The 20,203-nt window shown below is 73.7% G+C and carries 18 protein-coding genes and 1 tRNA gene; 6 read left to right on the top strand and 13 right to left on the bottom strand.

Annotated features, from left to right (window positions below; all coding sequences use genetic code 11):
• Positions 1-57: 57 nt before the first annotated feature.
• A complete protein-coding gene (ppc, locus tag SNE206_RS27590; protein WP_407916221.1) occupies positions 58-2,793 on the top strand; it encodes a phosphoenolpyruvate carboxylase in 2,736 nt (911 codons plus the stop codon).
• A 102-nt stretch (positions 2,794-2,895) separates the two neighbouring features.
• On the opposite strand, the gene SNE206_RS27585 is transcribed toward ppc, so the two are convergent.
• The 6 genes from SNE206_RS27585 to SNE206_RS27560 form a co-directional block, all read right to left on the bottom strand.
• Entirely contained in the window at positions 2,896-3,144 is a 249-nt protein-coding gene (locus SNE206_RS27585) for a hypothetical protein (protein ID WP_407916205.1), read from the bottom strand.
• Positions 3,145-3,335: 191 nt separating this feature from the next.
• Positions 3,336-3,917 carry an aminoacyl-tRNA hydrolase gene (gene pth, locus SNE206_RS27580; protein WP_407916204.1) on the bottom strand — a complete coding sequence of 194 codons (582 nt, stop codon included), beginning with the start codon at positions 3,915-3,917 and terminating at the stop codon, positions 3,336-3,338.
• Positions 3,918-4,016: 99 nt separating this feature from the next.
• Positions 4,017-4,601, bottom strand: a complete 585-nt coding sequence (locus tag SNE206_RS27575) for a 50S ribosomal protein L25/general stress protein Ctc (RefSeq protein WP_407916203.1) — start codon at positions 4,599-4,601, stop codon at positions 4,017-4,019.
• A gap of 256 nt (positions 4,602-4,857) precedes the next feature.
• Positions 4,858-5,835 (bottom strand): ribose-phosphate diphosphokinase, encoded by a 978-nt coding sequence (locus SNE206_RS27570; protein WP_407916202.1) that lies wholly within the window; start codon positions 5,833-5,835, stop codon positions 4,858-4,860.
• 200 nt (positions 5,836-6,035) lie between these two features.
• On the bottom strand, positions 6,036-7,502 hold the full coding sequence (glmU, locus tag SNE206_RS27565) for a bifunctional UDP-N-acetylglucosamine diphosphorylase/glucosamine-1-phosphate N-acetyltransferase GlmU (protein ID WP_407916201.1): 1,467 nt from the start codon (positions 7,500-7,502) through the stop codon (positions 6,036-6,038).
• Positions 7,503-7,574: 72 nt separating this feature from the next.
• Positions 7,575-7,645: transfer RNA gene (locus SNE206_RS27560), tRNA-Gln, on the bottom strand.
• A gap of 199 nt (positions 7,646-7,844) precedes the next feature.
• Here SNE206_RS27560 and SNE206_RS27555 point away from each other — a divergent pair.
• The 4 genes from SNE206_RS27555 (at position 7,845) to SNE206_RS27540 (ending at position 11,764) form a co-directional block, all read left to right on the top strand.
• Entirely contained in the window at positions 7,845-8,807 is a 963-nt protein-coding gene (locus SNE206_RS27555) for an acyl-CoA desaturase (RefSeq protein WP_407916200.1), read from the top strand.
• 155 nt (positions 8,808-8,962) lie between these two features.
• Complete coding sequence (locus SNE206_RS27550; protein ID WP_407916220.1) at positions 8,963-9,565, top strand: TetR family transcriptional regulator; 603 nt, start codon at positions 8,963-8,965, stop codon at positions 9,563-9,565.
• Positions 9,566-9,583: 18 nt separating this feature from the next.
• A complete protein-coding gene (locus tag SNE206_RS27545; RefSeq protein ID WP_407916199.1) occupies positions 9,584-10,447 on the top strand; it encodes a DMT family transporter in 864 nt (287 codons plus the stop codon).
• Between the two features lie 126 nt (positions 10,448-10,573).
• Entirely contained in the window at positions 10,574-11,764 is a 1,191-nt protein-coding gene (locus tag SNE206_RS27540) for a serine hydrolase domain-containing protein (protein ID WP_407916198.1), read from the top strand.
• A gap of 55 nt (positions 11,765-11,819) precedes the next feature.
• Here SNE206_RS27540 and SNE206_RS27535 read toward each other — a convergent pair whose 3' ends face one another.
• The gene (locus SNE206_RS27535; protein ID WP_407916197.1) at positions 11,820-12,605 is read right to left on the bottom strand and encodes a methyltransferase domain-containing protein; all 786 of its coding nucleotides are present in this window, start codon (positions 12,603-12,605) and stop codon (positions 11,820-11,822) included.
• A gap of 111 nt (positions 12,606-12,716) precedes the next feature.
• Here SNE206_RS27535 and SNE206_RS27530 point away from each other — a divergent pair, with 111 nt between their 5' ends.
• On the top strand, positions 12,717-13,211 hold the full coding sequence (locus SNE206_RS27530) for a MarR family winged helix-turn-helix transcriptional regulator (RefSeq protein ID WP_407916196.1): 495 nt from the start codon (positions 12,717-12,719) through the stop codon (positions 13,209-13,211).
• 63 nt (positions 13,212-13,274) lie between these two features.
• Here the strand turns inward: SNE206_RS27530 and SNE206_RS27525 are convergent, their stop codons facing one another.
• The 6 genes from SNE206_RS27525 to SNE206_RS27500 form a co-directional block, all read right to left on the bottom strand.
• On the bottom strand, positions 13,275-14,741 hold the full coding sequence (locus SNE206_RS27525) for a polysaccharide biosynthesis protein (RefSeq protein WP_407916195.1): 1,467 nt from the start codon (positions 14,739-14,741) through the stop codon (positions 13,275-13,277).
• Positions 14,742-14,910: 169 nt separating this feature from the next.
• Entirely contained in the window at positions 14,911-15,849 is a 939-nt protein-coding gene (locus SNE206_RS27520) for a LuxR C-terminal-related transcriptional regulator (protein ID WP_407916194.1), read from the bottom strand.
• A 178-nt stretch (positions 15,850-16,027) separates the two neighbouring features.
• Positions 16,028-17,161 carry a galactokinase gene (gene galK, locus SNE206_RS27515; RefSeq protein ID WP_407916193.1) on the bottom strand — a complete coding sequence of 378 codons (1,134 nt, stop codon included), beginning with the start codon at positions 17,159-17,161 and terminating at the stop codon, positions 16,028-16,030.
• Complete coding sequence (galE, locus tag SNE206_RS27510; protein ID WP_407916192.1) at positions 17,161-18,120, bottom strand: UDP-glucose 4-epimerase GalE; 960 nt, start codon at positions 18,118-18,120, stop codon at positions 17,161-17,163. Before galE ends, galK begins: the two co-directional genes overlap by 1 nt.
• A complete protein-coding gene (gene galT / locus SNE206_RS27505; RefSeq protein ID WP_407916191.1) occupies positions 18,117-19,217 on the bottom strand; it encodes a galactose-1-phosphate uridylyltransferase in 1,101 nt (366 codons plus the stop codon). The genes galE and galT overlap by 4 nt, the downstream gene beginning before the upstream one ends.
• Positions 19,218-19,407: 190 nt before the next feature.
• Positions 19,408-20,079, bottom strand: a complete 672-nt coding sequence (locus SNE206_RS27500; RefSeq protein ID WP_407916190.1) for a LuxR C-terminal-related transcriptional regulator — start codon at positions 20,077-20,079, stop codon at positions 19,408-19,410.
• Positions 20,080-20,203: the final 124 nt, after the last annotated feature.

Genomic DNA, 20,203 nt, shown 5'->3' with positions numbered 1-20,203 from the left:
TCGGCGGACAACCCGTCCGCGACCGCAGGCCCCGACGCCGAGGCCGACAACGCCGCCCTGCGCGCGGACATCCGCCGCCTGGGCGATCTCCTCGGCGAGACGCTGGTCCGGCAGGAGGGCCCCGAGCTGCTCGGTCTGGTCGAGCAGGTCAGGCTGCTCAGCCGCACCGACGGCGAGGCCACCGCCGAACTCCTCGGCGGCATCGACCTGGCCACCGCCGCCAAGCTCGTCCGCGCCTTCTCCACCTACTTCCACCTCGCCAACGTCACCGAGCAGGTGCACCGCGGCCGGGAGTTCGCGACCCGCCGGGCCCGCGAGGGCTCGCTGCTCGCGCAGACCGCCGACCAGCTGGCGGACGCCGACCCGAAGCACCTCCAGGACACCCTGGCCAACCTGGCGGTCCGCCCGGTCTTCACCGCGCACCCCACCGAGGCCGCCCGCCGCAGCGTCCTCAACAAGCTGCGCCGCGTCGGCGAGCTGCTGGAGCGCATCCACCGCGAGCACGCCGCGTCGGGGCTCGCCTCCGCCGACCCCGGCCGCCACAACTCGGCGCGCCGCCAGGCCGACCGCCGTCTCGCCGAGGTCATCGACCTGCTCTGGCAGACCGACGAGCTGCGCATCGCCCGCCCCGAGCCCACCGACGAGGCCCGCAACGCCGTCTACTACCTGGACGAGCTCTACCGCGAGGCCGTCCCGGAGGTGCTGGAGGAGCTCCACGAGGAGCTCGCCCGGGTCGGCCTCTCGCTGCCCGAGGGCGTGCGCCCGCTGACCTTCGGCAACTGGATCGGCGGCGACCGCGACGGCAACCCGAACGTCACCCCGCAGGTCACCTGGGACGTCCTCAACCTGCAGCACGAGTACGGCATCAAGGACGCCCTCGCCACCGTCGACGACCTGCGCAACGCGCTCTCCACGTCCGTCCGGCTGGCCGGTGCGTCCGACGAGCTGCTCGCCTCGCTCGACGACGACCTGGCGGCGCTCCCGGAGCTGAGCCCCCGCTACAAGCGGATGAACGCCGAGGAGCCGTACCGGCTCAAGGCCACCTGCATCCGCCTCAAGCTGGAGAACACCCGCGAGCGGCTCTCCACCGGCACCCCGCACGTCGACGGCCGCGACTACGTCGGCACCCGCGAGCTGGTCGCCGACCTGCGCCTGATCCAGGACTCGCTGCGCAGCCACCGCGGCCAGCTGATCGCCGACGGCCGGCTGGCCCGCGCGATCCGCACCATCGAGGCGTTCGGCCTGCAGCTGGCCACCATGGACGTCCGCGAGCACGCCGAGGCCCACCACCACGCGCTCGGCCAGCTCTTCGACCGGCTCGGCGAGGAGGCCTGGCGCTACGCGGACATGCCGCGCGAGTACCGCCAGCGGCTGCTCGCCAAGGAGCTCCGCTCGCGCCGTCCGCTCGCGCCCGTCCCGGCCCCGCTCGACGCGGCCGGCGCGAAGACGCTCGGCGTCTTCCACACCATCCGCGAGGGCTTCGAGCGGTTCGGCGACGAGATCGTCGAGTCGTACATCATCTCGATGTGCCAGGGCGCCGACGACGTGTTCGCCGCCGCCGTGCTCGCCCGCGAGGCCGGCCTGATCGATCTGCACGGCGGCATCGCCAAGATCGGCATCGTGCCGCTGCTGGAGACCACGGACGAGCTCCAGGAGGCGGACCGCATCCTCGACGAGATGCTGTCCGACCCCTCCTACCGCCTGCTGGTGTCGCTGCGCGGCGACGTCCAGGAGGTCATGCTCGGCTACTCCGACTCCTCGAAGTTCGGCGGCATCACCACCTCGCAGTGGGAGATCCACCGCGCCCAGCGCCGCCTGCGCGACGTCGCGCACCGGTACGGCATCCGGCTGCGGCTCTTCCACGGCCGCGGCGGCACCGTCGGCCGCGGCGGCGGCCCCTCGCACGAGGCGATCCTCGCGCAGCCCTGGGGCACGCTGGAGGGCGAGATCAAGGTGACCGAGCAGGGCGAGGTGATCTCCGACAAGTACCTGCTGCCGTCGCTGGCCCGCGAGAACCTCGAACTCACCATCTCCGCGACGCTCGCCGCGTCGGCCCTGCACACCGCGCCGCGGCAGGCCCCCGAGGAGCTGGCCCGCTGGGACGCCGCGATGGACCAGGTCTCCGAGGCCGCGCACACCTCGTACCGCGCGCTGGTCGAGCAGGAGGACCTGCCGAAGTACTTCTTCGCGGCCACCCCGGTCGACCAGCTCGCCTCGCTGCACCTGGGCTCCCGCCCGTCGCGCCGCCCGGACTCCGGTGCGGGCCTGGACGGCCTGCGCGCCATCCCCTGGGTGTTCGGCTGGACGCAGTCCCGGCAGATCGTCCCCGGCTGGTACGGCGTCGGCTCCGGCCTCGCCGCCGCCCGCGAGGCCGGCCTGGGCGACGTGCTGGACGAGATGCACGGCCAGTGGCACTTCTTCCGCAACTTCCTGTCCAACGTCGCCATGACGCTGGCCAAGACCGACCTGCGGATCGCCCGCCACTACGTCGAGCAGCTCGTGCCCGGCGACCTGCGGCACGTCTTCGACCAGATCACCGCCGAGCACGAGCTCACCCTGCGCGAGGTGCTGCGGCTGACCGGCGAGAGCGAACTGCTGGAGCACAACCCGGTGCTGAAGCAGACGTTCACCGTGCGCGACGCCTACCTCGACCCGATCTCCTACCTGCAGGTGGCGCTGCTGCGCCGTCAGCGCGAGGAGGCCGCCCAGGGCCTCAGCGAGGACCCGCTGCGGGCCCGCGCGCTGCTGCTGACCGTCAACGGCATCGCCGCCGGTCTGCGCAACACCGGCTGACCCCGGCCCCGGTACGACGGAGGGCGGGCCCGCGCACGGCGGGCCCGCCCTTCTCGTCGTCGCACGGCCACCGAGTGCCGGCCGACGGGTGCCGACGGGGCGTCAGTGCACCTCGGCGCCGTCGCCGCGGCGCCGCCGCAGCCAGGTCGCCGCACCGCCGGCGACGACGACCAGGCCGCCGGCCACCGCGTAGAGGCCGGCCGATCCGCCGACCGCGCCGGGCACCGGCGGCACGAGCTGCGCCGCGGCGGGCTCGGGCGACGTCACCGGGCCCGCCGTCGCGTCGGCGGCCGCCGCTGCGGAAGCTCCCGCGCCGGTCGCGGCCAGGCAGACCGCCGCACCGCCGACCATGCGCGCCACCCTGTAGGACCGAGCCACCCGTCATACCCCCAGATCGAACCCCGCAACCCTTCGTACGGGACTGACCGTATCCGATGGGCACCGGGCGCCTGACCCTTAATCAGCTCCCGGCGGCCAAGCGTTGCACGACCGTTGTGTACGTAACACATCCGTCGCGGGGAGGGGGCGGCGCCCGGCTCCGGTCAGGAGTTGTAGGTGCTCTGGGCGCGCTCCAGCCCTTCGGTGACGAGCGCCTCGACGGCGTCGGCGGAGCGGTCGACGAACCAGTCGAGGTCCTTGCGCTCGGCGGCCGAGAAGTCCTTGAGGACGAAGTCGGCGACCTCCATGCGGCCGGGCGGGCGGCCGATGCCGCAGCGCACCCGGTGGTAGTCGGGGCCGAGCGACCTGGTGAGGGACTTGAGGCCGTTGTGGCCGTTGTCGCCGCCGCCGCACTTGAGCCGCAGGGCGGCGTAGTCGAGGTCGAGCTCGTCGTGCACGGCGACGACGGCCGCGTTGGGCACCTTGTAGAAGTCCCGCAGGCCGGTGGTGGGACCGCCGGAGAGGTTCATGAAGGTCATCGGCTTGGCCAGCACGACGCGGCGGCCCCCGAGCCGGCCCTCCGCGACCTGCGCGCGGCTCTTGTGGGCCTTGAAGCGCGCGCCGATCCGCTCGGCGAGCAGGTCGGCGACCATGAAGCCGATGTTGTGCCGGTTGCGGGCGTAGCCGTCCCCGGGGTTGCCGAGGCCGACGATCAGCCAGGGCCCGTCGTACGTGTCGTCACTCATCGAAACCGCTCCTCACTCACGACACCATCATCCCGGACATGCCGCTGCCCCGGCCGGTCCGGACGGAACGGTCGGGGCAGCGGTTCAGGAAGGGGAGGCTCAGGCCTCGGTGGCCTCGGCGGCCTCGTCCTCGGTGACCTCGGCGGCCTGGGCGCCGATGACCTGCAGGACGACGGTCTCGCCGTCGACGGCCAGCGTGGTGCCCTTGGGGAGCTCGATGTCCTTGGCGAGGACGGAGGCGCCGGCCTCCAGGCCCTCGACGGAGACGGTGACGGACTCGGGGAGGTGGGTGGCCTCGGCCTCGATCGGGAGCGCGTTCAGGACGTGCTCCAGCAGGTTGCCGCCGGCGGCGAGCTCGCCCTCGGCGTGCACGGGGATCTCGACGGTGACCTTCTCGCCGCGCTTCACGAGGAGGAGGTCGACGTGCTCGATGGAGCGTCGGATGGCCTCGCGCTGGACGGCCTTCGGCAGGACGTACTCGTCCTTGCCCTCGATCGGGACGACCAGCAGCGCGTTCGGGGTCTTGAGCGCCATCATCAGGTCGTGGCCGGGCAGGTTCAGGTGGACCGGGGCGAGGCCGTGGCCGTAGACGACACCGGGGACCAGGCCGGCGCGGCGCGCGCGACGGGCGGCACCCTTGCCGAACTCGGTACGGGCTTCGGCGGCAAGGCGGATCTCGGACACGACTGCACTCCTCGTTGAGATAAAGACTGGCGCGGGTGCAGGAACGACAAAACCGCCGGGCCACACCCTCAAATACCTTGGGGTCGCTCGGCGGCAGACGACTACTCGAAGCAGCGCGTCGATCACGGTTGCGGCACCCGGTGGGGCACACGGCATCCCTCGCCGGGCGTCCCACGAGTCTAACCGCTGGCGCGTCAACCGTGAAATCGGCCCCCGCGCGCGGCGCGCACGGGGGCCGACCGGGCCGTACGGGGCGTCAGTGCACGCCCTCGAAGAGGCTGGTCACGGAACCGTCCTCGAACACCTCGCGGATCGCGGCGGCGATCGAGGGGGCGATCGAGAGGGTCGTCACCTTGTCCAGCTGGAGCTGGGCCGGGGTGGGCAGCGTGTTGGTGAAGACGAACTCGCTGACGCGGGAGTTCTTCAGGCGGTCCGAGGCCGGGCCGGAGAGCACGCCGTGGGTGGCGGCGACGATGACGTCGGCGGCACCGTTGTCGAAGAGCGCGTCGGCGGCGGCGCAGATCGTGCCGGCGGTGTCGATCATGTCGTCGACCAGGACGCAGACCCGGTCCTTGACGTCGCCGACGACCTCCGCGGAGAGGATGGTGTTGGCCCGGGTCATGTCGCGGCGCTTGTGGATGATCGCCAGCGGGGCGTCCAGCCGGTCGCACCACTGGTCGGCGACCTTCACCCGGCCGGCGTCCGGCGAGACGATGGTCAGCTTCGCGCGGTCGACCTTGTCGCCGACGTAGTCGGCGAGCATCGGCAGCGCGAAGAGGTGGTCGACCGGGCCGTCGAAGAAGCCCTGGATCTGCGCCGTGTGCAGGTCGACGGCCATCAGGCGGTCGGCGCCGGCGGTGCGCAGGAGGTCCGCGACCAGGCGGGCCGAGATGGGCTCGCGGCCGAGGTGCTTCTTGTCCTGCCGGGCGTAGCCGTAGAACGGCAGGATGGCCGTGATGCTGCGGGCCGAGGCCCGCTTCAGCGCGTCGATCATGATGAGCTGTTCCATGATCCACTGATTGATCGGAGCCGTGTGGCTCTGGATCACGAAGCAGTCCGCGCCTCGCGCGGAATCCAGGAAGCGGACGTAGATCTCGCCGTTGGCGAAGTCCAGGGCCTTGGTGGGGACGAGTTCGGTGCCGAGTTCCAGGGCCACCTCCTCCGCCAGCTCGGTGTGGGCACGGCCGGAGAAGAGCCGCAGCTTCTTCTCTCCCGACGTCGTGATCCCGCTCACTGCACCGTCTCCTCGCGTTTTGACCGCATGAACCCGCTGCGGCGCACCCGGGCAGGGCCCGGGCCGTCGGTCAGCGGGGGATTTGGGGTACGCCTGGACGCGGACGGTTAGCCCAGTGGCGCACGTATGTACTCCAGGTTACGCGCACCGCCGGGAAGCGTCCGCCCCGGGACCGGATGCCAGGACCCCCCGCGGCCGGCTCAGCCCTCGTCGGGGGCGGAGGCGGCGGCCTCGTCCGCAGCCGCGGCAGCAGCGGCGGAGGCCGTTCCGGGGCGCCTGCGGGCCACCCATCCGGCGACGTTGCGCTGCTGCGCGCGGGCGACGCCGAGCGACCCGGCCGGCACGTTCTGGTAGATCACGGAGCCGGCGGCGGTGTAGGCGCCGTCACCGACGGTGACAGGAGCGATGAACATGTTGTCCGAGCCGGTGCGGCAGTGCGCCCCGATGACCGTGCGGTGCTTGTCCACACCGTCGTAGTTGACCGTCACGGAGGCCGCGCCGACGTTGCTGCCCTCGCCGATCGTGGCGTCGCCGATGTACGACAGGTGCGGCACCTTGGCGCCCTCGCCGAGCTCCGAGTTCTTGATCTCGACGTAGGTGCCGGCCTTCGCCTTGCGGGCGAGCCGGGCGCCCGGCCGCAGGTACGCGTACGGGCCGACCGAGGCGAGCTCGCCGACCTCCGCGTCGACGACCGTGGCGTTGCTCACAGTGGCGCCGGCGCCGATCAGGCTGTCGGTGACGGTGGTGTTCGGGCCGACCTCGCAGCCCTCGCCGAGGTGCGTCGCGCCCTGCAGCTGGGTGCCGGGCAGCACGACCGCGTCGGGCTCGTAGGTGACCTGCACGTCGAACCACGTGGTGGCCGGGTCGACCACGGTGACGCCGGCGCGCATCGCGCGCTCCAGCAGCCGGTCGTTGAGCATCCGGCGGGCCTGGGCGAGCTGCACGCGGTCGTTGATGCCGACGATGTCGCGGTGGTCGGCCGCGACGACGGCGCCGACCCGGTGGCCGGCGGTGCGCAGGATCTCCAGGGTGTCGGTGAGGTACTCCTCGCCCTGGACGTTGTCGGTGGTGAGCCGGGAGAGCGCCTCGGCGAGCAGCTTCGCGTCGAAGGCGAACACGCCGGAGTTGATCTCGGAGACGGCGCGCTGCTCGTCGGTGGCGTCCTTGTGCTCGACGATGGCGGCGACCGCGCCCTCGCCGTCGCGCAGGATGCGGCCGTAGCCGTCGGCGTCCGGCACGACCGCGGTCAGCACGGTGACGCCGTTGCCCTGCCCGGTGTGGGCGTCGGCGAGGGCGCGCAGGGTGGCGCCGGTCAGCAGCGGCGCGTCGCCGGTGGTGACGAGCACGGTGCCGTCCAGGACGACGCCGTCGGCGGCGAGCGCCTCCAGGGCGGTGCGCACGGCGTGGCCGGTGCCGTTCTGCTGCTCCTGGACGGCGGTGCGCACGCCCGGGCAGCGGGACTCCAGGTGGCCGGTGACGAGCTCGCGCAGGTGGCCGACCACGACGACGAGGTGCTCGGGGGTCAACTCCTGCGCGGCGGCGACGGCATGGCCGACGAGGGAGCGGCCGCAGATCTCGTGCAGGACCTTCGGCAGCCGGTTGGACTTCATCCGGGTGCCCCCGCCGGCGGCGAGCACGACGACGGCAGCGGTCTTGTTGGCACTCACGCGGGAGGCTCCTCGGTTGTTCTGAGGGAGGGTCGGGCGCGCCTGCCGAGCGGGTCGGGGCTGTGCGCTGAGCTCCCGGAGGAGGATTCGAACCCCCATAAGCTGGACCAAAACCAGCTGTCCTGCCCTTAGACGATCCGGGACGGATGCTGTGCACGGGTGACGCGCCGACGGGCCGCCGGCGGGGCAACGCTGGGCTAAGAGTACGGGCTGTGCCGCTCCGCATCCACCACCCTCCGGCCCCCGCTCCGGACGACACGTCTTCCCATCGGATGCCCCAGTACCTACGATGCCGTAAGTTACGGAAACGTAGGTAACGCTCCTGCCACCGAGGACACCCCTATGACCATGCAGGCCGGTGCAGCACCCACCGTGACGGCGGAGAAACCCCCCGCCGAGGTATCCGCCACCCGCGGCGGCGAGAAGCAGGGGGCCGCCGAACGCATCACGCTCGGGGTCTTCATCGGCCTCCCGTTCCTCGCCCTCGTGGCGGCCGCCCCGGTCGCCTGGGGCTGGGGCCTCGGGTGGGTCGACCTCACGATCGCCGTCGTCATGTACTTCGTGGCCTGCCACGGGATCACCATCGGCTTCCACCGCTACTTCACGCACGGTTCCTTCAAGGCCAACCGGGCCCTGCGGCTGACCCTCGCGATCGCCGGGAGCCTGGCCATCGAGGGACCGCTGGTCCGCTGGGTCGCCGACCACCGCAAGCACCACCGGTTCAGCGACAAGGAGGGCGACCCGCACTCGCCGTGGCGGTACGGCGAGAGCGTGCCCGCGCTGATGAAGGGCCTCTGGTGGGCGCACATGGGCTGGCTCTTCGACGAGGAGCAGACCCCCCAGCACAAGTACGCGCCCGACCTGATCGCCGATCCGGCCATACGGCGCATCTCGCGGCTGTTCTGGCTCTGGACGACCGTCTCGATGCTGATCCCGCCGCTGGTCGGCGGCCTGGTCTCGATGTCGTGGACCGGCGCGCTGACCGCCTTCTTCTGGGGCTCGCTCGTCCGCGTGGCGCTGCTGCACCACGTGACCTGGTCGATCAACTCCATCTGCCACGCGATCGGCGACCGCCCCTTCAAGTCGCGCGACCGCTCCGGGAACGTCTGGTGGCTGGCCGTCCTCTCGTGCGGCGAGTCCTGGCACAACCTCCACCACGCCGACCCGACCAGCGCCCGCCACGGCGTGCTGCGCGGACAGGTCGACTCCTCGGCCCGGCTGATCCGCTGGTTCGAGCAGGCGGGCTGGGCGAGCGACGTCCGCTGGCCGCAGGCCGAGCGGATCGACGCCCGCCGCGCCGTATGACCCGCCCGCTGCCGCATGATGTAGGAGTGAACGGGAGCAACGCGGACACCGCGGACGGCCGGCAGCACGCACCGAGCGGGGAAGGCGGCGGCCCGGTGGCCCGTACCCGATCCACCCCGGCCGCACGCGGCACCCGCAGCGGCGGCCGGGTCAGGATGACCGGCAAGCAGCGCCGCGAGCAGCTGCTGGAGATCGGCCGGTCGGTCTTCGCGGAACGCGGCTACGACGGCACCTCCGTCGAGGAGATCGCCGAGCGCGCGGGCGTCTCCAAGCCGGTGGTCTACGAGCACTTCGGCGGCAAGGAGGGGCTCTACGCGGTCGTCGTCGACCGCGAGATGCAGCTCCTCCTCGACATGGTGACCGGGGCGCTCACCGGCGGGCACTCCCGCGAGCTGCTGGAGCAGGCCGCCTTCGCGCTGATGGACTACATCGACACCTCCACGGACGGCTTCAAGATCCTCGTCCGTGACTCCCCGGTGGCGCAGTCCACCGGCACCTTCGCCTCCCTCATCAGCGACATCGCCACCCAGGTCGAGGACATCCTGGGCCTGGAGTTCAAGTCGCGCGGGTTCGACGCGCGGCTGGCCCCGATGTACTCGCAGATGCTGGTCGGCATGGTCGCGCTCACCGGCCAGTGGTGGCTGGAAGTGCGCAAACCGCAGAAGGCCGAGGTCGCCGCCCATCTGGTGAACCTCGCCTGGCACGGGCTGGAAGGCCTGGAGCGGCATCCGAAGCTGGTGGGGGAACGACAGGGGTGACAGCACCGAGGTGGTCCCGTGGCGGTCTTCGTTCTGGCGGTGGGCGCCGCCTGCTTCCTCGGCCTCGGCTTCGTGCTGCAGCAGCACGCGGCCCAGCGGGCCCCGCGCAGTGACCTGCTGCACTGGAAGCTGCTGCTCGACCTCGCCCGGATGCCGGACTGGCTCCTCGGCGTGGGCTTCATGGTCGCCGGCCAGGTGCTCAGTGCCCTCGCCCTGAGCCAGGGCGAGGTCGCCCTGGTCGAGCCGCTGCTCGCCACCAACCTGGTCTTCGCCATGGCCCTGGCCCGCGTGATGACCGGCACCCGGCTCGGCCGCTCCGGCTGGGGCGGGGTGGTGCTGATCGCCCTCGGGGTGACGGCCTTCATCGTGGCCGGGCGGCCGGGGGCCGGCGGCCCCGACGCGGGACCGCTGCGCTTCTGGCTGGTGGTGGGGATCGTCAGCGGCCTCGCGCTGCTGCTGGTCGTCCTCGCCAAACGGATGCCGCTCTTCGAGGAGGCCACCCTGCTGGCCCTCGCCGCCGGTCTGCTCTACGGCCTGCAGGACGCCCTGACCCGGATGACCTCCGAACGCCTCGACGCGGGCGGCATCGGCGAGGTGCTGCACAGCTGGCAGCCGTACGCGGTGCTGGCGATCGGGGTGGTCGGGCTGCTGCTCGTGCAGTCCGCCTTCGAGGCGGCGCCGCTGCGGATGTCGCTGCCCGCCCTGACCGCCGCCCAGCCGATCGCCGGGATCGCCTGCGCGGTGGGATTCCTCGGCGACGAGCTGCGGACGACGCCGGCCGCACTGGCAGGCCAGGTGCTGGGACTGCTCGCCGTGGTCACCGGCGTGGTGCTGCTCGGCCGCCACCCGGCGATGCCGGGGCACCACCACTTCCACCGCTGACCCGCCCGTACGGACGGCCGACCGCCATCGGGTGGAATCCGCGGCACCGCCGCGCTGCGGCGCCGCGGCCGGGCGCACCTCTGCTGCTTGGCTGGCCGGAAGGTCGGCGACGGTGGAGGTACGGCAGTGGTGGTGTGGCGGAAGCCGGTCGGCATCGCGGTGGGCTGCGGCCTGCTCGCGGCGGGGGTGCTCGCCGCCCCGGCGGCAGGAGCGGCGGGGCAGGCGGGGCAGGCGGCCGGGACGCGCCCGGCGGCGCACGCGGGCCCCGCACAGGGGCGGTTCCCGGCGGCCGTGGAACGGGCGCTGCGGGACGCCGTGGACCGGACGAAGGCGGCGACCGGCGCCCCGGGCGTCACGGTCGGCGTCTGGGCACCGGGCCGGGGCTCCTTCACGTACACGCCCGGGGTGGCCGACCTGTCGACCGGGCGTCCGCTGCAGGCGGCGGACCGCGTCCGCATCGCGAGCATCACGAAGACGTACACCGCGACGGCCGTGCTCCGGCTGGTCGACCGGCACCTGATCGGCCTGGACGACCCGCTGAGCCGCTACCTGGACTGGCCGGACGGCGACCGGATCACCGTCCGCCAGTTGCTGAACATGACCGCGGGCGTCTACAGCTACACCGAGGACCCGGCCTTCCTCGCCCGCTACCACGCCCACCCGTTCGGGCCGTTCTCGCCGGGCGACGCACTGGCCGTCGCCCGGGCCCACCCGCCGTACTTCGCCCCGGGCGCGGGCTTCCACTACTCCGACACGAACTACGTGCTGCTCGGCATCGTCCTGGAGAGGGCGACCGGGCGGCCGGTCGGCGACGTGATCCGCCGGGAGGTGGTGCAGCCGCTGGGCCTGCGCAGCACGGAGTACCCGTCGGACCCGTCGATCCGGCGGCCGTTCGCGCACGGCTACGACACCGGCGGCCCCGGCGGCGCCCTGCGCGACGTCACCCGGGCGAACCCCGGCTACGCCGGCGCCGCGGGCGCGATGATCTCCGACCTCGGCGACCTCCGCACCTGGGCACGGGCGCTCTCCGAGGGCACCCTGCTGAGCCCGCGGACCCACGCCGCGCAGCTGGAGACCGTGCCGGTGGCGGACGGCGGCCAGGTGTCGTACGGGCTGGGGATCCTCGATTTCGCGGGGTTCCTCGGGCACAACGGGGCGATCCTGGGCTACAACTCGGCGATGTTCCGCCTGCCGGAGACCGGGGCGACGATCGTGGTCGAGATCACCAAGTGCGACCTGGAGGACGACGCCGCGACCCCGCTCTTCGTGGAGCTGGCGCGCATCCTCTACCCGGAGCGGTTCCCGGCGGCGGGCTGACCGGCCGGGCGGGTGACCGGCGCGGCGCGGGTGACCGGCGGGGCCGGGCGGGTGCTCAGCGGCGCCGGGCGACGGCGAAGATCCGCCGGAACGGGAAGAGGGTGCCGTGCGGCCCCGCGGGGTACGCCTCGCGCAGCAGCGCCCCGTACTCGGCCAGGAAGGCGGCCCGCTCCGCGGGGTCGGGCAGCAGGGCGAGGACGGGGCGCAGGGCGGTGCCGCGGACCCACTCCAGCACCGGGTCCTCGCCGTCGAGGAGGGTGAGGTGGGTGGTCTCCCAGACGTCGGCGGTGCAGTCCGCCCCGAGCAGGGTGTGCAGGTAGTCGGCGGGTGCGTGGGAGCCGGCCCGGACGGCGTCCTCGCCGAGCACGTCGCGCCAGCGGGGGCTGCGGCGCAGGTCGGCGAGCAGGGTGTGGCTGGGGGCGTCGAAGTTGCCGGGCACCTGGAGGGCGAGGACGCCGCCGGGCCGGAGCGCGGCGGCCCAGCGGGGCAGCAGGGCGAGGTGTCCGGGCAGCCACTGGAGGGTGGCGTTGGAGACGATCGCGTCGGGGGCGGCGGGGGCCGGATCCCAGGTGCGGGCGTCGGCGAGCAGGTAGGCGGCGCTCGGCTCGCCGGTGGTGCGGGCGGTGGCCAGCATCGCGGCGGAGCTGTCGACGCCGGTCAGGTGGGCGTCGGGCCAGCGGTCGCGCAGGACGGCGGTGGAGTTGCCGGGTCCGCAGCCGATGTCGAGGACGACCGGCGCGGCGGGGAGCGCGGGCATGCGGGCGACGAGTTCGTGCAGCGGGCGGGTGCGTTCGTCGGCGTAGCGGAGGTACTGCTGCGGATCCCATGCGGTGGCGGGCACGGCCCTCTCCCATGTATCTCGACATCAAGATATCCCATCGAGAGACTGCGCTTGATAATTCTCGATGTCAAGAGACTTCACATCGACACAACCCCCGATACACTGATCGACATGGAGGACGAGGTCGACCGGCTGGTCGCAGCATGGCGCCGCGAGCGCCCCGACCTCGACGTGGAACCGCTCGAGGTGCTCAGCCGGGTCAGCCGACTCGCCCGCCACCTCGACCGCGCCCGTCGCACCGCCTTCGCCGAGCACGGCCTGGAGCCCTGGGAGTTCGACGTGCTGACCGCCCTCCGGCGGGCCGGCGACCCCTACCAGCTCTCCCCCGGCCAGCTGCTCACCCAGACGCTCGTCACCTCCGGCACCATGACCAACCGCATCGACCGGCTCACCGGCAAGGGCCTCGTCAGGCGCCTGCCCGACCCGGACGACCGGCGCGGCGTCCTCGTCCGCCTCACCGACGACGGCCGCGACAAGGCCGACCAGGCGCTCGCCGGACTGCTCGCCCACGAGCGCGAGCTGCTCGCCCGGCTCGGCGCCGGTCAGCGCGCCGAACTCGCCGCCCTGCTGCGGCAGCTGGTCGCCCCCTTCGACCAGGCCGGCTGACCCCCGGCCCTCCCCCGCAGGGTCCGCGGCCCGGCCGCACGGCGGCCGGGCACCACCCGTCGCTCAGAAACCGTCCGGGTACGGCGCGCCGAGGGCCGGCACCGGCAGGGCCTCCGGCGTCCGGTAGCCCGGCAGCAGCCCGGCCAGCCGCCGCCGCACCTCGTCGTCGGAGTTTCCGGCCGCCGCCGCGTACAGGCCGGTCAGCCCGCCCGCCAGGTCCTCCGGGCCCGCGTCGTCGCCCGCCAGGGTCGCGAAGATCCGGCCGTGCGCGGTGGGCAGCCGCACCTCGCCCTCCGAGAACAGCGCCTCGTTGAGCTTCTCCCCCGCCCGCAGACCGGTGTAGCGGATCTCCACCTCCTCCGCACCGAGCTGCACCTGCCGGGCGAAGTTGTGCACCAGGTCGACGATCCGCACCGGCTCGCCCATGTCGAGCACGAACACCTCGCCGCCCTCGGCCATCCGGCCGGCCTCCAGCACCAGGCCGACGGCCTCCTCGATCGTCATGAAGAACCGGGTCACGTCCGGGTGCGTGATCGTCACCGGGCCGCCGCTCCGCAGTTGCTCGGCCAGCACCGACAGCAGCGAGCCCCGCGAACCCAGCACGTTGCCGAAGCGGACGGCGGAGAAGACCCCCGTGCCGAGGTTGCGCGCGTCCCGGGCGTTGGCCTGCACGATCAGCTCGGCCAGCCGCTTGCTCGCGCCGAGCACGGACGTCGGGTCGGCCGCCTTGTCGGTGGAGATCAGCACGAAGCGCTCGACGCCGGTGGCGAGGGCCGCCTCCACGAGGTTGTCCGTACCCAGGACGTTCGACTTCACCGCCTCGCTCGGATGCCGCTCCAGCAGCGGCAGGTGCTTGTGCGCCGCCGCGTGGAACACCACCTCGGGCCGCAGGTCGCGGAAGATCTGCTGGATCCGCGGACGGTCCCGGATGTCGGCGATCACCAGTGACTCGTCCGTCAGCAGCGCCTCGCCCCAGATGTCGAGCTGGAGCCGGTGCAGGTTCGACTCGTCGTGGTCGAGCATGTAGAGCCCGGACGGACCGAAGGCGTTCACCTGGCGGCAGAGCTCGCTGCCGATCGAGCCGCCGGCGCCCGTCACCAGCACCCGCCGGCCCTCGATCACCGCGCGGACGTCGGACGAGACCACGTGCACCTCGTGACGGCCGATCAGCTTGTTGACGTCCAGGCTGCGCATGTCGGAGCCGACCACCTCCCGGCGCAGCGCCGACAGGAACGACGGCAGGTAGCGCACCGCCACCCCGGCCGCGGCGGCCGAGGTGGCCAGCGCCCTGACCTGCTGGTGCGGCAGGCCCGGGATGGCCAGCACCACCACCTGGGCACGGTGGGTGACGGCGAGCCCGGTCAGATCGGCGAGCGGGCCGAGCACCGGTACGCCGTCGACGGCGAGCCCGGCCTTCGCCGGGTCGTCGTCGAGGACGCCGACCGGCGCGAGCCCGAACTCCGGGGTGCGGAGCAGGTCGCGGACGAGTGACGACCCGGCGGCACCCGCGCCGATCACGAGGGTGCGCATCCCCGGCGGCCCGTCGGACTGCTCCGGGATCGGTGCGAGCGGAACGTTTCGGCGTGCGGCAGTGGTGTGGGGCGACATCGGTCCTCCGGTCTCCCTGACTGACGGAGTCGGTACCTGGGTGTGGCGTCGGGCTGCTCCCCCAGCCCGGCGCGGGGCGTGGACGGCGCGGTCAGCCGGCGCCCGGGCCTGCACTTGAGGCGACGGTCGGCACGGCGGTCGACGGCACGGGCTGGGGCAGCGGCTCGGACGGCGTGATCCCCGCCCGGCGGGCCACCGCGACCGCGGCGAGCGTGGAGTGCACCCCGAGCTTGCCGAGGACGTTCTGCATGTGGGTGCGCACGGTGTGCGGCGAGAGGTAGAGCCGCTCGGCGACCGCCTGCCGGCCGAGGCCGGCGACCATGCAGCGCAGCACCTCCTCCTCCCGCGGGGTGAGGGTGCCGACCAGCCGCTCGCTCTCCGTGCGGTCGCGCCGGGCGCTGGTCAGCTCCCGGACGACCCCGGTGAGCAGGGCGGGCGACAGGTGGGTCTCGTCGCGCAGCACACCCCGCACCACGGTCAGCAGCCGGGCCAGTGAGCTCTCCTTCGCCACCCAGCCGACGGCACCGGCCTGCAGCGCGCGCACCGCACGGCGCGGGTCGTCGGAGCCGGCGAGCACCACCGCGCGCAGCGCCGGGTGGCTGCGCAGGACGCGGGCGAGCAGGGCGATGCCGTCACCGGGGACGGCGACGGCCAGGCCGTGGGCCTGGGCGTGGTTCTGGGCCTGGGCCTGGGCCTGGGCGTGGAGGTGGTTCTGCGGGCGGCCGGGCGGGGCCTCGCGGCGGGGCGGCGGCAGGACGGCGGCAGGCAGGGCTACGGCCGGCAGGGCCGCGGTCGGCGGGGCGGTGCGGGGGCGCTGCCCGGGCCGGCCGGCCGCCGGGGAGAGGTCCGCGTCGATCAGGGCGACGTCGTAGGGGCGGCCTTCGGCGGCGGCGCGCTCCAGCGCCCGCTCGGCGGCGACGGCGCTGCCGGCCGCTCCGACCTCGATCTCGGGCTCGGCGGCGAGAGCCGTGGCCAGCGCCTCGGCGAAGATGCGGTGGTCGTCGACCACCAGGACGCGAATACGCCCCATCGTCCGTCCCCCCTGTCCGGCGCCGACCCCCTCCGGTACCGGACTCAGGGTACGGGGGTGTGCGCCGGAGGGGTGGGGGATTGGTGAAGTTTCTTCATGGCTCGGCGATTTGACCTCCGCGCCGCATGCACGAAGGACCCGCCCGGCACGCCGCCGGGCGGGTCCTTCGCGGACGGTCTCAGGAGATCCGGCGGGCTCCTGCGGCGGGCACCGCGGTGAAGGTGCGCGGCGCGGCGTAGCCGGCCGCGGTGAACGCCGCGGTGACGGCCTCGGCGACCGCGTCCAGGGCGGTGTCGGCGACCAGCGCGACGACGGAGCCGCCGAAGCCGCCACCGGTCATCCGGGCGCCCAGCGCGCCGGCCGCGACGGCCGCCTCCACCGCGAGGTCGGTCTCCGGGCAGGAGACCCGGTAGTCGTCGCGGAGCGAGGCGTGACCCGCCGTCAGGATCGGGCCGAGGCCGGCGAGGTCGCCGGCGTCGAGCCGGGCGACGGCCTCCAGGACGCGCTCGTCCTCGGTCACCACGTGCCGTACGAGCGGCCGGAGTTCGGCGGGCAGGCGGTCGAGGGCCGCGTCCAGCCCGGCGGCCGGGAGGTCGCGCAGGGCGGCGAGGCCGAGCAGGGCCGCGGCCCGCTCGCAGCCGGCCCGCAGCTCGGCGTACGCGCCGTCGGCGAGGTCGTGCTTGACCCGGGTGTCGATCACGAGCAGCCGCAGGCCGGCGCCGGCGAGGTCGAGCGGCACGTGCCGCTGGGAGAAGTCGCGGGTGTCGAGGAAGAGCGCGCCGCCCTCGGTGCAGCAGGCGGACGCCATCTGGTCCATCACGCCGCAGGGCACGCCGACGAACTCGTTCTCGGCGCGCTGCGCGAGCCGGGCGAGCTCGGGGCCGGTCAGGCCGAGCCCGTGGAGGTCGTTGTAGGCCACGGCGACCGCGCACTCCAGGGCGGCCGAGGAGGAGAGGCCGGCGCCGGTCGGCACGTCGCTGTCGATGTGCACGTCGGCACCGCCGACGTCGTACCCGGCCGCGCGCAGCGTCCAGACCACCGCGGCCGGGTACTTGGCCCAGCCGTCCACCGAGCCGGGGGCGAGGTCGGCGACCACGAGTTCGACGGCCTCGCCGTCGCCCTGCTCGCTGTACAGCCGCAGCACGCCGTCCGGGCGGAGCCGGACGGTGGCCCGGGCGCTGTGCGGCAGGGCGACGGGCAGCACGAACCCGTCGTTGTAGTCGGTGTGTTCGCCGATCAGGTTGACCCGGCCGGGCGCCGCCCAGATGCCTTCGGTGGCGGCGCCGTCGTGGACGGACTGGGTACTCGTCATCAGGCTCGCTTCTCCAGGGTGAAGGCCCAGGCGTCGGCGACGATGTCGTCGAGCTCGGGGCGGCGGGGGCGCCAGCCGAGCACCTCGTGGGCGCGGGCAGCGGAGGCGACCAGGGAGGCCGGGTCGCCGGGGCGGCGTTCGGCGGTGACGACGGGGATCTCGCGGCCCGTCACGCGCTTGACGGACTCGATGACCTCACGGACGGAGAATCCGCTGCCGTTGCCGAGGTTGCAGATGAGGTGCTCGCCGGCCTTGGCCGCGCCGAGCGCCAGCAGGTGCGCGTCGGCGAGGTCCGCGACGTGGATGTAGTCGCGGATGCAGGTGCCGTCCGGGGTGGGGTAGTCGTCGCCGAACACCGAGATGTGCGGGCGCTGCCCGAGCGCCGCCTGGAAGACCAGCGGGATCAGGTGCGACTCGGGCTCGTGGCGCTCGCCGTACGCGCCGTACGCGCCGGCGACGTTGAAGTAGCGCAGCGAGACGGCCGCCAGGCCGTGCGCGACGGCCTCGCTGGTGATCAGGTGGTCGACGGCGAGCTTGCTGGCGCCGTACGTGTTGGTGGGCGCGGTGCGCGCGGTCTCCGCGATCGGCACGGACTCCGGCTCGCCGTAGACGGCGGCGGTGGAGGAGAAGACGAGCGTGCGCACGCCGGCCTTGCGCATCGCGGAGACGAGCTCAAGCGAGCCCGCCACGTTGTTGCGCCAGTACTTCTCCGGGTCCGCGACGGACTCGCCGACCTGCGAGGAGGCGGCGAAGTGCAGCACGCCGTCGAAGGACGGGTCGAGCACGTCGCCGGCGTCCTGGATGCGGCCGCGGACGAACTCGGCGCCCGCGGGCACGCCTTCGGCGAAGCCGGTCGACAGGTCGTCGAGCACGGTGACCTGGTGGCCCGCCTCCAGCAGGTGGGCGGTGACCACACTGCCGACGTAGCCGGCTCCACCCGTGACCAGGTACTTACTCATGATGCGACCTCCCGCAGGCGCTGCGCCGCCGCCTCGGGCGACACATCGTTGACGAACGCGTCCATGCCGGATTCCACTCCGGCCAGGAACTTGAGCTTGCCCACCGTACGTCGGATCGTGAACAGCTCCAGGTGCAGCGCCAGCTCCTCCCCTCCGGGGGCGGGAGCCTGGTGCCAGGCGGAGATGTACGGCGTCGGTGCGGCCTGCTCATTGTGCCCGGGCTCGATGAAGAGCCGGTCGAAGCGGCGGAGGAGTTCCAGGTAGACGCGGGGGAACTCGGCGCGTTCGGCCTCGGTGAGCGCGGTGAGGTCGGCGACCCGGCGGTTGGGGTAGAGGTGCACCTCGTACGGCCAGCGGGCGGCGAACGGGACGAACGCCGTCCAGTGCTCGCCCGCCAGCACCACCCGGACGGGGTCGGCGCGCTCGGCGGCGAGCAGGTCCTCGAAGAGGTTGCGGCCGGTGCGGGCGCGGTGCCCGGCGGCGGCCTCGGCCATCCGCCGGGTGCGCGGGGTGGTGAAGGGGAAGGCGTAGATCTGGCCGTGCGGGTGGGCCAGGGTGACCCCGATCTCGGCGCCGCGGTTCTCGAAGCAGTAGACCTGCTGCACCCCGGGGAGGGCGGAGAGGGCGGCGGTGCGGTCCGTCCAGGCGTCGAGGACGAGGCGGGCCTGCGCCTCGTCCAGGTCGGCGAAGGAGGAGCCGTGGTCGGAGGTGAAGCAGACGACCTCGCAGCGGCCGGTGCCCGGGCCGGACACGGCGACCGGGTGGTCGAGGCCGGTGACGTGGGCGGCCGCGTCGGTGGCCAGGGAGGGGAAGCGGTTCTCGAACACCGCCACCTCGTAGTCGGGGGCGGGGATCTCGCTGAGCCTGCCCTCCCGCGAGGGGCAGAGCGGGCACTCGTCCGCCGGCGGGTGGTAGATGCGGCCCTGGCGGTGGGCGGCGACGGTCACCCAGTCGCCGGTCGCCGGGTCCTGCCGGATCTCGGACAGGCTCGCGGTGGGCTCCAGCGGACGCAGGTCGGCGGAGTCCCGGAGGGCGGAGTCGTCCGCGTCGAAGTAGATGAGCTCGCGGCCGTCCGCGAGCTTGGTCGTGGTCTTCACGGCGGTGTGCTCCGATCTCCTTGTTCTTCAACATTTTCAAACATCTACTACCAGAAGTCAACATCCTGGTCGTGCGAGAACACCCGCCGGCCGTGCGGGAGCACTCGGACGGCCGTGCGGGAGCACTCACCGGCCGCGCGAGAACACTCGGACGGCCACGTGGGAGCACCCACCGGCCGCACGGGAACGCTCAGACGGACCCCGAGACGCCGTCCAGCAGGCCGGTCCGGGCCGCCACCGCCGCGGCCTCCAGCCGCGACCGGGCCCCCAGCTTCACCAGCACCCGCTGCACGTGGGTCCGGGCCGTGCTGGAGGCGATGCCCAGACCGGCCGCGATCGCGGCGGTGTCCTCGCCCTCCGCGATCCGGCCCAGCACCTGCACCTCGCGCCGGGTCAGCAGGCGCAGCAGCCGCACGGCGTCGCCGTCCGGCTCGGGCAGCGGGCGCAGCAGCGCCTCGAACGCGCCCTGCAGCACCTCGACCGCCACCGCCGCCTCCCCCGCCCGCACCCGGGCGACGGCCCGCTCGACGACCTCGATCCGCTCGTCGCTCCGCACGTAGCCGGCCGCACCGGCGGCGAACGCCGCCGCCACCCGGCCCGGCTGGCCGACCGGGCCGAGCACCACGACGGCCACCTCGGGGCGTTCGGCCCGCAGTCGGCGCAGCTCCCCGAACACCGCGTCCCCGCCGCCCGCGGAGATCCCCAGCAGGCACACCTCGGGGCGCCGCGCGCCGACCAGGGCGCCGACGGCGGTGGCGGGCGCGCCCACGGCGAGCACCCGGTGGCCGCGCAGCTGCAGGGCGGTGGCCAGCGCCTCGGCCAGCAGCCGGTGGTCGTCGACGATCACGAGCCGAACGCCCACGGCGCCCTCCAGTCCCGGTCGGCCGTGTCCGGCGCGGCGGTTGACGCACCATCACAGCGCATCGGCGCCCGGTCCGCCAGGCTGCCGACCCGTCGCCGATCCGCCGCCGACCGGCAGCCGTCCG

Source organism: Kitasatospora sp. NE20-6, assembly GCF_045862635.1.
This window is presented reverse-complemented; position numbering and strand designations above follow the sequence as displayed.